General features: G+C 41.5%; 12 protein-coding genes. 9 read left to right on the top strand and 3 right to left on the bottom strand.

Features of this window, described 5'->3' with window-relative positions; translation table 11 throughout:
• Positions 1-102 precede the first annotated feature (102 nt).
• Positions 103-1875: an AMP-dependent synthetase/ligase gene (locus ACLL8Z_RS04960; RefSeq protein ID WP_411273658.1), complete on the top strand. Its 1773-nt coding sequence runs from the start codon at positions 103-105 to the stop codon at positions 1873-1875.
• Complete coding sequence (ggt, locus tag ACLL8Z_RS04965; protein WP_411273659.1) at positions 1862-3568, top strand: gamma-glutamyltransferase; 1707 nt, start codon at positions 1862-1864, stop codon at positions 3566-3568. The genes ACLL8Z_RS04960 and ggt overlap by 14 nt, the downstream gene beginning before the upstream one ends.
• A gap of 53 nt (positions 3569-3621) precedes the next feature.
• Here ggt and ACLL8Z_RS04970 read toward each other — a convergent pair whose 3' ends face one another.
• Positions 3622-3975: a hypothetical protein gene (locus ACLL8Z_RS04970; RefSeq protein WP_411273660.1), complete on the bottom strand. Its 354-nt coding sequence runs from the start codon at positions 3973-3975 to the stop codon at positions 3622-3624.
• A 191-nt stretch (positions 3976-4166) separates the two neighbouring features.
• Here ACLL8Z_RS04970 and ACLL8Z_RS04975 point away from each other — a divergent pair, with 191 nt between their 5' ends.
• From ACLL8Z_RS04975 to ACLL8Z_RS05005, 7 genes are all read left to right on the top strand, one after another.
• The gene (locus tag ACLL8Z_RS04975; RefSeq protein ID WP_411273661.1) at positions 4167-4598 is read left to right on the top strand and encodes a MarR family winged helix-turn-helix transcriptional regulator; all 432 of its coding nucleotides are present in this window, start codon (positions 4167-4169) and stop codon (positions 4596-4598) included.
• A gap of 45 nt (positions 4599-4643) precedes the next feature.
• Positions 4644-7049, top strand: coding sequence for a 3-hydroxyacyl-CoA dehydrogenase NAD-binding domain-containing protein (locus tag ACLL8Z_RS04980; RefSeq protein ID WP_411273687.1), 2406 nt, complete (start codon positions 4644-4646; stop codon positions 7047-7049).
• Positions 7050-7108: 59 nt separating this feature from the next.
• Entirely contained in the window at positions 7109-8287 is a 1179-nt protein-coding gene (locus tag ACLL8Z_RS04985) for an acetyl-CoA C-acyltransferase (RefSeq protein WP_411273662.1), read from the top strand.
• A gap of 200 nt (positions 8288-8487) precedes the next feature.
• Positions 8488-8838: a four helix bundle protein gene (locus tag ACLL8Z_RS04990; protein ID WP_411273663.1), complete on the top strand. Its 351-nt coding sequence runs from the start codon at positions 8488-8490 to the stop codon at positions 8836-8838.
• 98 nt (positions 8839-8936) lie between these two features.
• Entirely contained in the window at positions 8937-10727 is a 1791-nt protein-coding gene (locus ACLL8Z_RS04995; protein ID WP_411273664.1) for an acyl-CoA dehydrogenase family protein, read from the top strand.
• A gap of 244 nt (positions 10728-10971) precedes the next feature.
• On the top strand, positions 10972-11439 hold the full coding sequence (locus ACLL8Z_RS05000) for an FKBP-type peptidyl-prolyl cis-trans isomerase (protein ID WP_411273665.1): 468 nt from the start codon (positions 10972-10974) through the stop codon (positions 11437-11439).
• A gap of 8 nt (positions 11440-11447) precedes the next feature.
• The gene (locus tag ACLL8Z_RS05005; RefSeq protein ID WP_411273666.1) at positions 11448-12320 is read left to right on the top strand and encodes an FKBP-type peptidyl-prolyl cis-trans isomerase; all 873 of its coding nucleotides are present in this window, start codon (positions 11448-11450) and stop codon (positions 12318-12320) included.
• Here the strand turns inward: ACLL8Z_RS05005 and ACLL8Z_RS05010 are convergent.
• The gene (locus ACLL8Z_RS05010) at positions 12313-13251 is read right to left on the bottom strand and encodes a TIGR01777 family oxidoreductase (RefSeq protein WP_411273667.1); all 939 of its coding nucleotides are present in this window, start codon (positions 13249-13251) and stop codon (positions 12313-12315) included. The two genes, ACLL8Z_RS05005 and ACLL8Z_RS05010, sit on opposite strands and share 8 nt — an antisense overlap.
• A 254-nt stretch (positions 13252-13505) precedes the next feature.
• A complete protein-coding gene (locus ACLL8Z_RS05015; protein WP_411273668.1) occupies positions 13506-13934 on the bottom strand; it encodes a CBS domain-containing protein in 429 nt (142 codons plus the stop codon).
• Between the last annotated feature and the right edge of the window lie 47 nt (positions 13935-13981).

A 13981-nucleotide genomic window follows, 5' to 3' on the forward strand; every position in this document is an offset into this window, starting at 1 on the left:
TAAATAATTCTGAATCTTGCTGATGGGTTATTAATTTCTGTATCTGGCATTTTTCTTTAATTAAATTGCTAAATTCCGTTTATTAAGTTCTTAAAATAAGTTATGGCTGAAATAACCAGGGTTTTCGATCTCTTGAAACTTTCTTTGGAAAAGTTTAATAAGGAGGATATTGTTGCATCTAAGAGAAATGGCGAGTGGGTCAAATACACAACGCAAGAGTTCGTTGATGAAGTAAATTCGGTGAGTCGCGGACTGATCAGCAAAGGAATCAAGAAAGGTGACAAAGTTGCCATCATGTCACCAAACCGCCCGGAATGGAATATTTGCGATTTTGGAATCATGCAGATGGGAGCAACACAGGTTCCGATGTATCCAACTTTGGCAGAAAGCGACATAAAATTCATCGTAAAAGACGCTGACATAAAACTGGTGTTTGTATCTGACAAAGTCCTATTCGATAAATTGAATACCGTGAGATCCAGAGATAAGGCCGATTTTGAAATTTTCAGTTTTGACATAATCGACGGCATGCCTAATTGGAAAGATATTGTCAGCATGGGTGAGCAGAATAAAAGCATTGACCTTGAAGACTACCGCAAGGAAATAAAGCCTGATGATTTACTGACTCTTATATATACATCTGGGACTACAGGAACGCCTAAGGGAGTTATGCTTACCCACAATAACCTGGTAACCAATGTTATAGAATCTTCAAAATTATATCCTAAAGAATTTTCCAAGGCAATTAGTTTTTTGCCCCTTTCACACGTTTTTGAAAGGATGGTACTCTATATGTATTTCTACCTGGGTGTTTCGGTCTATTATGCACAGAGTATGGATACGATTGCGGCCGATATAGCAGATATTAAGCCTCATGGGTTCACTACTGTTCCAAGACTCCTGGAGAAAGTTTACGACCGCATTGTGGAAAAAGGATCGCAATTGTCCGGAATTAAACGCAAATTATTTTTTTGGGCACTGAATCTGGGACTTAAGTATGAGATGGATGGCAAAAATGGGCCCTGGTACGAATTGCAGTTAAAGATTGCTAATAAACTTGTATTTAACAAGTGGCGAGAGGCCCTGGGGGGCAATATTATGGCTATTGTTTCAGGAGGCGCCGCATTACAACCAAGGCTCGCCCGGGTTTTTTGGGCTGCAGGAATGCCAGTCCTGGAAGGCTACGGACTAACAGAAACATCGCCAGTCATTAACGTAAACGGGCTGCGAAAAGGTGAAGCAAAATTTACCACAGTTGGCAGGACTATAAAAAATGTAGAGGTGAAAATTGCTGAAGATGGTGAGATACTTTGTAAAGGTCCTAACGTGATGAAGGGGTATTATAATCGCCCTGACCTTAGCGCTGAGGTGATCGATAAAGATGGTTTTTTCCACACCGGCGATATAGGTGAAATCGTTGATGGTCAATATCTTCGAATCACCGACAGAAAAAAAGAGATATTTAAGACAGCCGGTGGAAAATATATTGCACCGCAAATGCTGGAAAATAAGTTCAAAGAGTCTATTTTTATTGAGCAGGTGATGGTTATTGGGGAAAATGAGCGTTTTCCTGCTGCCCTGGTTTTGCCATCTTTTGCCACTCTGGAGAAATGGTGTGAAAAAAGGGATATTCCATACACTACGAATCAGGAAATGGTGAAAGATCAAAGGGTGATCGACAAGATCTGGTCGGAGATCGAGAAATACAACGAAGATTTTGGAAACTGGGAAAAGGTGAAAAAGATCGATCTGCTTCCTGCGGAGTGGACTATTGATGGGGGAGAGTTAACCCCAAAGTTAAGTCTGAGAAGGAAGGCTATTTTAGAAAAATATAAAACCCAAGTAGAGCAATTATATAGAAATGCAAACCAGTAAAATTCAAATTAAGGGCAGTTTAAAAGGACTTTTTCTTGCAGCGATATTTCTTTCGTCATGCGTAGGCGGACAGGTAGGAAAAAATAATAGTGGGGAATTTAAAAATGGAATGGTTGTTACAGCTCATCCGTCTGCCTCAAAGGTAGGCCTTGACATCCTGAAAAAGGGAGGAAATGCTGTTGATGCCGCTGTGGCAGTCCAATTTGCACTAGCAGTCGTTTACCCTTCGGCAGGAAACATTGGCGGGGGTGGTTTCATGGTTTACCGTTCTGCTCAGGGTGATATAGCCGCACTCGATTTCCGCGAAAAAGCACCCGGAATGGCCAGCCGGGATATGTACCTGGATCTCCAAGGTAATCCAATTACTGAAAAAAGCCTTTATGGCCATCTCGCTGCAGGCGTTCCGGGAAGTGTGGATGGAATGGTGCAAGCTCATGCTAAATATGGTGAATTGCCCTGGGCGGAAGTGGTCCAGCCATCACTTGATTTAGCAAGAAATGGATTTCCGGTTACGGAAAATCAGTCGCGTGATTTTGTCGGTGAACAAAAAGACTTTAAGAAATATAATCCTGGTAAGTCATACTATATTAAGGATTCCTGGACAACTGGCGAGCTGTGGGTACAGGAAGATCTTGCAAATACACTTGAGTTGATTCGTGATAATGGCCGTGAAGGCTTTTACAGGGGCAAGGTAGCAGACCATATCGTTGCTGAAATGCAGTCGGGTGGCGGTTTGATAAGCAAAGAAGATCTTAAAAATTATCACGCAGTTTGGCGGGAGCCGATCGTAGGAAATTATAGAGATTATAAAGTTATAACCGTACCGCCACCTTCAAGCGGAGGTATTGCACTATTACAATTGCTAAATTCAGTTGAGCCTTTCCCATTGAGACGCTGGGGATACAACTCTGATTCAACAATTCAGGTAATGGTTGAGGCGGAACGGCGGGTATATGCCGACCGGGCATCCCATCTGGGTGACCCAGATTTTTACAAAGTTCCTCAGAAATATTTGATCCTTCCCATCTATTCTAAAGTGCGCATGAGTAATTTTAACTGGAACAAGGCCACCCTGAGCACAGATATTAAAGCTGGTGAGGTGCCTATGGAAAGTGAGGAAACCACGCACTTTTCTATTGTAGATAAATCTGGAAATGCAGTCTCAATTACTACAACTATCAATGGAAGCTACGGATCAAAAGTATTCGTAAAAGGAGCCGGTTTCCTTCTTAATAATGAGATGGACGACTTCTCCGTTAAACCCGGATCACCAAATATGTACGGTCTTCTAGGCGGTGAAGCTAATTCAGTGCAACCTAATAAGAGAATGTTAAGTGCTATGACGCCCACTATCCTGGAAAAACATGGCCAATTGTTTATGGTGGTCGGAACGCCAGGTGGCTCCACCATTATAACATCCGTTTTTCAAACTATTCTAAATGTTGTTGACTTTGATAGAAGTATGCAGGCCGCGGTTAGTGCAAAAAGGTTCCATCACCAATGGTTTCCAGACGAGGTTGCAATGGAAAGAAAAGGCTTGGATAGCATGACAGTCGTGAGGCTCACGCAGAAAGGTTATAAATTTCGCGAGAGAGGAGCAATTGGCAGGGTCGATGCGATACTGAAAACTAAATGGGGATACTATGAGGGCGGGGCGGATCCTAGAGGCGACGATACTAAACTGGGCTGGTAAATCTGTATCAACCCAATCTCTCTCCCCAGATTTCAATTAACGTTCTCGTCGTTCTAATTTAATTTCGCGAAGGGATATTGCTGAAAAATAACCTGTCCCATACCATCTTTCTCATAAATGGCAAAACAGTTCTTTTCGAATAGTTTAGAAATATTATTTTCTCCTAACCCAAGTTCTGAAGGATAAGGTTTGTCGGCCGAAAAAAAATATATCTTTGTGATCCCATATTTAGTATGTGGCATATAATCTCCATATTGCTTCATTTCTTCCCAGGGCTCCCCCTCAACAGTGACAGCATAAACACGGACAACCGGGCCTGTATTTTGCTCATTTCTGATAAATGCAACCTCTTTGAAATTACCCTTCAGGTCTTTTATTCCGGGTTCTGTTAAGACGTTCCAGATCATAACACTGATAATAAAAAGCGCAGCAATGGATATGTAGTAGTTTTTGTTTTTCAAGGTTCTTGGTATCAAGCCTGCCTGCCGACAGGCAGGTATCATGCAAAACATAACAGTGCTGATGAACAAAAATAACAATGTGCTTGCATATTAAATAGTTATTATTAAATTTGCTATGCTTGCATAGTAATTATTATATGAAACCAGAGGAGACTGTAGATTACTTTTTGAAGATTGTCTGGCAAACCGTTGCAAATAAATATAATCAGATAGCCGCGGAATACGGTATTACTCAGGCCCTTGGCTATATGCTTATAAATATTCACGAGGAAGGAACTACAGTATCACAGATCGCTGTATTGTCTGGCGTTAAATCGACTAGTCTTTCCCGCATGCTAAATAATATGCAAGAACTGGGACTGATTTATCGTGAAACAGATACGGCAGATAAGAGATCGGTAAAGATCTTTTTAACTCCTTTCGGTGTCGAAAAACGACAGATCGCTAAAGACGTTGTCAGGAAGTTTAACGAGTTTTTAAACTCCCACATTTCGGATAAAGAGCGCCTGCAGTTAATAAAAAGCCTGAATAAAATAAATCAACTAACCTTTGATTATAAACCTCAGTAGTTGAACCCGCCCTACAGCGGTTCAACTACTTGAAATTTTATTATGATGAAACGAACGATCAGAAAAGTAGCAGTATTAGGCTCCGGGATAATGGGATCCCGCATTGCCTGTCACTTTGCCAATATTGGTGCAGAGGTATTGCTCCTGGATATGGTACCGAAGGAACTCAGTAGCGATGAGAAGGCAAAGGGCCTGACGCTTGATGATAAAGTTTTAAGGAATAAAATAGTAAATGCTGCACTTGATAGTACCATAAAATCAAATCCCTCGCCCATATTCAGTAAGAAAGTGCTGAGCAATATTATTACAGGAAATTTCCAGGACAATATGAAGGATATTGCCGAATGCGATTGGGTTATTGAAGTAGTTGTTGAGCGCCTGGATATTAAGAAGCAAATTTATGATGAAGTTGAAAAATTCCGGACCCCGGGAACTTTGATCAGCTCAAATACATCGGGCATTCCCATTCATTTAATGACTGAGGGACGGTCGCAAGATTTCAGAGAACACTTTTGCGGAACTCATTTTTTTAATCCGCCACGCTATCTGCGTTTGCTTGAAATCATTCCCGGCCCCGCGACAAAGCCGGAGATCATAGATTTCCTGATGACTTACGGAGATAAGTTCCTCGGAAAGACTACAGTACTTTGTAAAGATACTCCCGCCTTTATAGCCAACAGGGTTGGTGTTTACTCCATTATGGCCTTGTTGCACCTCGTGGAAAAAATGGACCTGACGGTAGAAGAGGTTGATAAATATACTGGCCCAGCTCTTGGTCGTCCTAAATCTGCAACTTTTCGAACAACTGACGTTGTCGGTTTAGATACAATGATTAACGTAGCCGGCGGTTTATTCGATAACCTTCCGCAAGATAAAGCTCACAATTTATTTGAATTGCCTGCTTATGTCAAGAAAATGCAGGAAAATAAATGGCTGGGTGATAAAACACAGCAAGGTTTTTATAAAAAGATAAAAGGTGCCGATGGAAAGTCGGAGATCCTTGCCCTCGATTTGAAAACGTTTGAATACCGGCCACAGCAGAAAATAAAATCTGCAACTCTTGACGCTACCAAGGCAGTTGAAAACCTAGGCGAGCGAATGAAGGTATTTGCAAAAGGTTCAGACAAAGCAGGAGACTTTTTCCGCACTTCGTTCTTTGGCTTGTTCGAATATGTATCCGACCGTATTCCGGAGATTTCAGATGAGCTGTACCGGATAGATGATGCCATGCGTGCCGGCTTCGGTTGGGAGCTCGGACCTTTCGAAGTTTGGGACTCATTAGGTGTGAAAGAAGCGTTGGAGGGGATGGACAAGTACGGTAACCAGGCAGCACCCTGGGTAAAAGATATGCTTCAATCCGGCAACACATCATTTTATAAAGTTGAAAACGGGGTTAAAATGTATTATGACATCCTATCGAAGACTTATAAGGTTGTACCGGGTACCGACGATTTTATCATTCTTGATAATATCCGCGAAAGCAAAACGATTTGGAAAAATTCCGGTACAAGTATAATCGATCTTGGGGATGGCATCCTTAATCTTGAGATCCACACGAAGATGAATACGATTGGCGGGGAGGTAATTCAGGGACTTAACAAGGCTTTGGATCTTGCGGAAAAAGAATACCGGGGGCTTGTAATTGGAAATGATGGTGCTAATTTTTCAGCGGGTGCTAATATAGGAATGATTTTCATGGCCGCCCTTGAACAGGATTGGGATGAAATAAATATCGCTATCCGGATGTTTCAGAATGCAATGATGCGTGTGAGATATTCTTCAATACCAGTTGTAGCAGCAGCTCATAACCTCACCTTAGGCGGCGGCTGTGAACTGTGTTTACATGCAGATCATGTTCAAACTAACGCTGAAACATATATGGGTCTTGTTGAATTTGGCGTCGGATTAATTCCCGGCGGGGGAGGTACGAAGGAATTTGCATTACGCATTTCTGACGAGTTTAGAGAAGGTCAGATTGAGCAAATGGCTTTAAGAGATCGTTTTTTAACTATTGGAATGGCTAAAGTTTCTACTTCAGGCGTTGAAGCCTACGAGCTTGGCTATCTTCAGAAGGATAAATACAGCATCACTATGAACCGCGGTCGTCTGATTGCCGATGCCAAGGAAAAAGCAATCGAACTTGCCGAGGCTGGTTACACCAAACCCATTCAGCGGAAAGATATCAGGGTACTAGGTAAACAGGGAATGGGAATCGTATATGCCGGAGCTAACTCGATGTTCGCCGGTAACTTCATCTCTGAACACGACAAAAAGATATCTGAGAAGTTAGGCTATGTTCTTTGTGGCGGAGATTTATCATCACCCACGCTAGTAACTGAGCAATATCTCCTGGATCTGGAACGTGAAGTTTTTCTTTCGCTCTGTGGTGAAAAGAAAACGTTGGAGCGTATTCAATCCATACTGACTAAAGGAAAACCTTTACGGAATTAATAAGCTACGAATAGAATAGAGATACGAATGCTCATATCTCATATCTCATATCTCACAAAATGAAAGAAGCATATATTATAGCTGCATATAGAACTGCTGTCGGGAAAGCCCCACGGGGAGTATTTCGCTTTACACGTGCAGATGATCTGGCAGCGGAAGTCATTAAAAACCTGGTCGCAGCAGTGCCGAACCTCGATAAAGAGGAAATCGATGACGTAATAGTGGGTAACGCAACTCCTGAAGCAGAGCAAGGTTTGAATCTGGCACGTATGATCTCGTTAATGGGATTAGATACTGATAAAGTTCCTGGGGTGACTGTTAACAGGTACTGCGCGTCTGGTTTAGAAACCATCGCAATCGCTTCTGCAAAGATCAAGTCAGGCATGGCCGACTGCATTGTTGCCGGCGGGGTTGAAATTATGTCGGGTATGCCTTTCGGCGGATGGAAACTGGTACCCAATGCGGATGTTGCCAAAAGCCATCCTGACTGGTACTGGGGTATGGGACTAACCGCGGAGGCCGTCGCGAAAGAATATAATGTAAGTCGGGAAGATCAGGATGAATTTTCCCTGAAATCACATCAAAAAGCTGTCGCAGCTATTAAGAACGGCCATTTAAAAGAAGGTGTCTTGCCTATCACTGTCAAAGAGAATTATCTGGATGAAAATCTCAAAAAGAAAACCAGAGAGTTTATCGTAGATACCGATGAGGGTCCGAGGGCAGATACCGCAATAGATAAATTGGCCAGGCTTAAGCCAGTATTTGCGGCCGGCGGATCAGTTACGGCAGGAAATTCATCCCAGACTTCAGATGGAGCAGCTTTTGTATTGGTTGTTTCTGAGAAGATGCTTAAAAAATTAAACGTACAACCCATCGCCCGCCTTGTAAGCTATGGTGTGGCTGGAGTACCGCCCCGGATTATGGGGATTGGACCGATTGAAGCAATTCCATTAGCCCTTAAAAAAGCTGGGATGAAAAAAGAAGACCTAGATATCATTGAGCTTAACGAAGCCTTTGCATCCCAATCGCTCGCAATTATTCGTACGCTGGACCTTAATCAGGAGGTGCTTAATGTAAATGGTGGCGCCATAGCTTTAGGCCACCCACTTGGATGCACGGGCGCAAAACTAACCGTTCAACTATTTAATGAATTGAAAAGACGTGACAAGAAATTCGGGATGGTAACAATGTGTGTTGGGACAGGGCAGGGGGCAGCGGGGATATTTGAACTATTATAGGAACCAGGAACCAGGAACCAAGAACCAAGACATGGGTTGCCGTTAGCTAAATTGTTATAAGAACAAGGAACAAGGAGCAAAGAGTAAGGACTGGAACCGTTAGCTGGTTAATTTGCAGCACAACTGGGACGGACACGCAGATTATAATTTAGAAAGTGTATCATGAGAATACTAACATTTATCTGCTTTATCTTTTCTCAATGCACAATTTTAGAAAACTTACTATTTGGCAGAATGCAATGATTCTTGCGAAGGAAGTTTACGCTACAACTGCCTCCTTTCCAAAAGAAGAAAAATATGGGTTGGTGTCTCAAATTAATAGATGCAGTGTTTCGGTGCCATCGAATATTTCAGAAGGATCTTCGAGATCTTCTAATAAGGAGTTCGCACATTTTATTAAAATATCTATAGGATCATTGTTCGAATTAGAGACACAACTAGTCCTGTCAAATGACTTTGGAATTATTAGTAACGAGAAACTGAATGAGTTTACGCCCAAAATAGTGTCTTTGCAGAAAATGTTATCACAATTTTTAAAAACACTTCAATAGTTTAAGTGGAACGAGGCCGGAGTCAGATACCCAAAAATTACCCGCGGCAGTCTTTGCTCTTTGCTCCTTGTTCCTTAATCAATATAGTCAGTTAAAATATGGAAACACAAAACAAAATCTCCATCCGCGGCGGCGAATTCCTCATCCGCGAAACCTCTTACGAAGACATTTTTATTCCTGAAGAGTTCGATGAAGAACAATTAATGATTCGGAAAACTTGTGAGGATTTTCTGGAATCTGAAGTATATCCGAATCTGGACAGGATTGATACCCAGGAAGAAGGTTTGATGGAAAGTTTGATGGATAAGGCTGGGGAGCTTGGATTACTCGCCGTTTCAATTCCCGAAGAATATGGCGGGTTTGGAAAGAACTTTAACACATCTATGCTCGTCGCTGATTCAATTGGCCCGGGCTGTTCATTCGCTGTGGCGCTATCCGCGCATACAGGTATTGGCACTCTTCCTATCCTTTATTATGGAAACACTGAGCAAAAGGACAAATATATTCCCAAGCTGGCTTCGGGTGAGTGGAAAGCTTCATATTGTCTGACAGAGCCTAACTCAGGTTCAGATGCTAATTCCGGCAGGACAAAAGCAGTTCTCAATGCGGAGGGTACACACTATTTGATCAACGGGCAAAAGATGTGGATCACAAATGGCGGTTTTGCAGACATTTTCATAGTTTTTGCTAAGGTAGATGACGATAAAAATCTTTCCGCGTTTATTGTCGAGAAGGACTTCGGTGGCATAACTATGAATCCTGAAGAGCATAAGATGGGGATAAAGGGTTCATCAACGCGACAGGTATTTTTTAATGATTGTCCGGTACCGGTTGCCAACCTGCTTTCTGAAAGGGAAAATGGGTTTAAAATAGCCGTTAATATTCTTAATATCGGGCGAATAAAACTTGGTGTGGCAGCTATCGGTTCGTCACGCAGGGTATTAAATCAAGCTATTAATTACTCTAATGAAAGGATACAGTTTAATCTCCCCATCTCAAAATTTGGTGCAATTCGTTACAAGCTTGCAGAAATGTCAACCCGTAATTTTGCAGTCGAAAGTGCTGCATATCGTGCTGGTCAGAATATTGATGACGCGTACGAAAGCCTGGTAGCAGAAGGGATGGATCCCTCAAAAGCAAAATTGAAATCCACAGAAATGTTTGCTGTGGAGTGTGCGATTCTAAAAGTTTGGGGCTCCGAAATGCTTGATTATATTGTAGATGAAGGGGTACAAATATATGGGGGAATGGGTTATTCTGCCGATGCTCCAATGGATAGGGCGTATCGCGATAGCAGGATCAACAGAATATTTGAAGGCACGAACGAAATCAACAGAATGCTTATTCTGGATATGCTCTTGAAACGTGCATTGAAAGGAGAACTCGACCTTATGACACCGGCGCAGGCAGTGGCTGGAGAATTGATGTCCATTCCTGATTTTGGCGAAGTAGACGACACTTTGTTTGCTGCCGAGAAAAAGATCCTGGCTAATCTTAAAAAAGCAGGATTAATGATTGCCGGTGCAGCTGTTCAAAAATTAATGATGACGCTCTCCAAAGAACAGGAAATCCTGATGAATATTGCAGATATAATCGGATACATATATGTGGCTGAATCCACGATTCTTCGTGTGGAAAAACTTGTTAAAATGAGAGGTGAGGGAGCTTGCGAGGGGCAGCTGGATATGATGAGGATATATTTATACCAGGCAGTCGATAAAGTTGCCATTGCTGGTAAGGAAGCACTTTACTCTTTCGCTGAGGGTGATGAGTTAAGAATGATGCTTGTCGGACTCAGGAGATTTACAAAGGTTGAGCCATTTAATATCAAAGAAACCAGACAAAGGGTTGCTAAGCACTTAATAGAGGCGAATAAATACTGCTACTAAGCTGACAGTTAAACAGCGGACAGTTGACAGTTATTTTTTCGTATATAATGTTAAACCTGGCGTAAAATAACTGTCGTTTGCAAACTGTCAACTTTCCACTATCTCCTGTCAATGACAAAAAACAGCGTGTGAAGGCTTGCAGGTATCACACGCTGTTTTTTGTTAAATAATGTTAATCCTTACTTTTTAAACTTTAAAAGGATAAATTTGCACTTTGAATTACTACAAGAGACTTGATCATTAAATGAAACTTAAAAATTTACTACTGCTTATACTGCCAATGTTGTTGGTTGCAGGTTCCTGCAAAAAAGATGATCCTGAAGAGCAGACAAAAATTGATGATTCAACGATCCTCAAGTTTATGAGCGATAAAAACATTCCTGCTCAAAAACATTCAAGCGGAATCTACTATCAGATCCTGAGTCCTGGAACAGGAACTATTTCTTACACGAGCAATACAACGGTGAGCACAAAATACACTGGAAGATTATTAAATGGGAATGTTTTCGACGCAACAACGTCCCAGCCAATTTCATTCAAGCTCGGACAAGTTATAACCGGCTGGCAGATCGGGATCCCATTAATACAGAAAGGCGGCAAAATTAGGCTCCTTATACCCTCCGGATTAGCTTATGGACCTGCGGGTCAGGGACCTATCCCCGGGAATGCAGTTTTGGATTTTGATATAGAGCTCCTGGACGTTACAAATTGATATAGAAAATGAAGCAACTTTTAAAATATACATTACCCTGCATCTTCTTGCTAAGTCTTATTATAGCCTGCGAAAAAGAGTACGATTCCATTGAAATTATCGATGACAAAAATATAAATGCTTACATCCAGGCCAACAAGCTTAATGTTGTTGAGTATCAGAATTCCGGAATTTATTATGAAGTTATTAATCCCGGTTCAGGTACGGATGTGGAGTATTCTGATCAGTTGCCATTGATATTCACAATCAAATCGCTTGATGGTAAGTATTCGTCATTGGATACTTTCAGTAATTCTAACCGGTATTTCAACTTTCTCGGGTACTTCAATCCCGAAGGTGTTCGCATTGGAATAAAAGAAGTTCTTAAAAAGAAATCTGGTACAATTCGTATGATCATTCCCTCCCGGACTGCCTTTGGAAGGAATGGTGCCGGAACAATACCAGGAAATGCTTCACTCGATCTTACGGTCAGGGTTTTGGATAAAAATAAACTGCCGGCGTATGAAGATTTTACGATCCAGAAGTACCTGGCAGCAAATGCACTTACAGGATTTACTAAAACAGCCTCAGGCTTGTACTATAAAATCGATGCCCCTGGGACTGGTAGTCCGATCTCTGTAGATTCTACTGTGAAAGTTGAGTATGAAGGCAAATTGTTTAATGGAACCATTTTTGACAAAACGAGTACAGGTAGCCCTGCGTCGCTCGGACTTGCAGATGTTGTAAAAGGCTGGCAGGAGGCCATACCCCTTATTAAGGAAGGCGGCACAATACGGATGATTTTGCCATCGTCATTGGGTTATGGATTGCAGGGTAACGAAGGGATTCCCGCTTTCTCAGCGTTATTCTTCAACGTTAAAGTAACTGATGTTACTAAGTAAGTTCTATAGATTCTTCATTCCTATAAATTTCTTCCATCGCTTCCATAATGACTGGATATTTAAAATTATATCCGGAGTTTACTAATTTTGCAGACGAAACTTTAGTGCTTGCAAGTGCCATGATGCTCATTTCTCCAATCGCAATCTTCAATGCGAATTCTGGCGTGTGGACGAATATTGGGGTTTTGTCCATAGCGCTTGCCATGGATCGCATCATTTCTTCAAGAGTAACAGCTCCGGGAGCCACCATATTATAGGCTCCCTTTAAACTTTCGTTTTCAAGAGCATAGGCGTATACATTAAGAGCGTCGAGGTAATGAATCCATGATAACCATTGGTCTCCGGAACCTGGAATAACTCCAAAGCCAAACTGCATAGGTTTATTCATTTGAGGGAGTACACCTCCATTCTTAGCAAGTATGATACCGCTTCTAAGTTTCACTACACGCAGTCCAAGCTTATGGCCTTCATCAACAGCCTCTTCCCATGCAATACAGGTTTCTGCAAGAAAATCCTTTGAAGGAAGGCTTTCCTCTGTAAGGAATTCACTGGCCCTATCGCCATAGTATCCAACTGCCGATGCGGATATAATGTGATTGACCTGATTTTTAGTCTTTCGTAACAGGTCATAAATCATTCGGATGGACTGAGTGCGGCTCCCGACGATTTGTTTTTTTCTTTCGTCTGTCCATCGTTTAGCAGCGATTTCCTCGCCGGCCAAATGTATTATCGCATCTACATTTTCAATGCAATTCTGATCAATTTCTCCTTTATATACGTCCCACTTGAATGTACGAAGGTTTGGGTCTTGCTTCGCATCTGGCTCTTCGCGTACCAATAGGTTAATCTGATACCCTTTTTTCAGCAATAACTTTACCAGTCCTTTACCTACAAATCCGGTACCGCCTGTTATGAGTAAGGTTTTAATCATCGTTTTAACATGTCCAATTATCAATTTTTGATATTGTACATACTTCAATAATTAAACCATAAATGAAATAATTCCCAAAAATATTAACTATGGATTAGGGGCGCCTAAAAGACAGGCTGCTGCGAACTATATGAACAGCGTCTGAGAATTTGCAAATAAGAATATTAATCAAATATTAAATTTTGCAAAGCATTCTATACAAATGAACCGTTTCCCATTTGTTTATCTGCTCATTTACTCAATTACTAATTTGTTCAGCTGCTTATATAGCTCTTCAATTGTTCAATCGTTTGTTTCTGATCTTCAATTACAAATTTGACCAGATCTCCGATCGAAATCATCCCACCAACCTTACCATCCTCAACGATTGGTAAGTGCCGTATGTGTTTGCTCGTCATAATCTCCATACATTGGTCGATGGTTGAATCCTTACCTACTGTTTCAAGTTGGGCTGTCATAACCTCAGCTATGTGCGTATCTTTTGAAGATTTGCCCTGTAGTATGATTTTTCGTGCATAATCCCGTTCGGTGAAAATACCCTTTAATATAGGGCCTTCCATAACCAGTAACGCACTGATGTTTTTATCCATCATTACCTGTAGTGCTTTAAGCACCGAAGTTTCGGGAGTTACCGAATAGATAGCATTTGATTTGTTCTGGATTATGTGTTTCACGCTTTTCATAGCAAGGGTTTTATCTTTACTAAATATAATAAAAATTTATAAACATG

This window comes from Daejeonella sp. (genome assembly GCF_046590655.1).
Lineage (GTDB): Bacteria > Bacteroidota > Bacteroidia > Sphingobacteriales > Sphingobacteriaceae > Daejeonella.

Coding starts and splice junctions, on each gene's coding strand:
- ACLL8Z_RS04960 (WP_411273658.1), top strand. CDS start 103: ATGGCTGAAATAACCAGGGTTTTCGATCTCTTGAAACTTTCTTTGGAA.
- ggt (WP_411273659.1), top strand. CDS start 1,862: ATGCAAACCAGTAAAATTCAAATTAAGGGCAGTTTAAAAGGACTTTTT.
- ACLL8Z_RS04970 (WP_411273660.1), bottom strand. CDS start 3,975: ATGATCTGGAACGTCTTAACAGAACCCGGAATAAAAGACCTGAAGGGT.
- ACLL8Z_RS04975 (WP_411273661.1), top strand. CDS start 4,167: ATGAAACCAGAGGAGACTGTAGATTACTTTTTGAAGATTGTCTGGCAA.
- ACLL8Z_RS04980 (WP_411273687.1), top strand. CDS start 4,644: ATGAAACGAACGATCAGAAAAGTAGCAGTATTAGGCTCCGGGATAATG.
- ACLL8Z_RS04985 (WP_411273662.1), top strand. CDS start 7,109: ATGAAAGAAGCATATATTATAGCTGCATATAGAACTGCTGTCGGGAAA.
- ACLL8Z_RS04990 (WP_411273663.1), top strand. CDS start 8,488: ATGCACAATTTTAGAAAACTTACTATTTGGCAGAATGCAATGATTCTT.
- ACLL8Z_RS04995 (WP_411273664.1), top strand. CDS start 8,937: ATGGAAACACAAAACAAAATCTCCATCCGCGGCGGCGAATTCCTCATC.
- ACLL8Z_RS05000 (WP_411273665.1), top strand. CDS start 10,972: ATGAAACTTAAAAATTTACTACTGCTTATACTGCCAATGTTGTTGGTT.
- ACLL8Z_RS05005 (WP_411273666.1), top strand. CDS start 11,448: ATGAAGCAACTTTTAAAATATACATTACCCTGCATCTTCTTGCTAAGT.
- ACLL8Z_RS05010 (WP_411273667.1), bottom strand. CDS start 13,251: ATGATTAAAACCTTACTCATAACAGGCGGTACCGGATTTGTAGGTAAA.
- ACLL8Z_RS05015 (WP_411273668.1), bottom strand. CDS start 13,934: ATGAAAAGCGTGAAACACATAATCCAGAACAAATCAAATGCTATCTAT.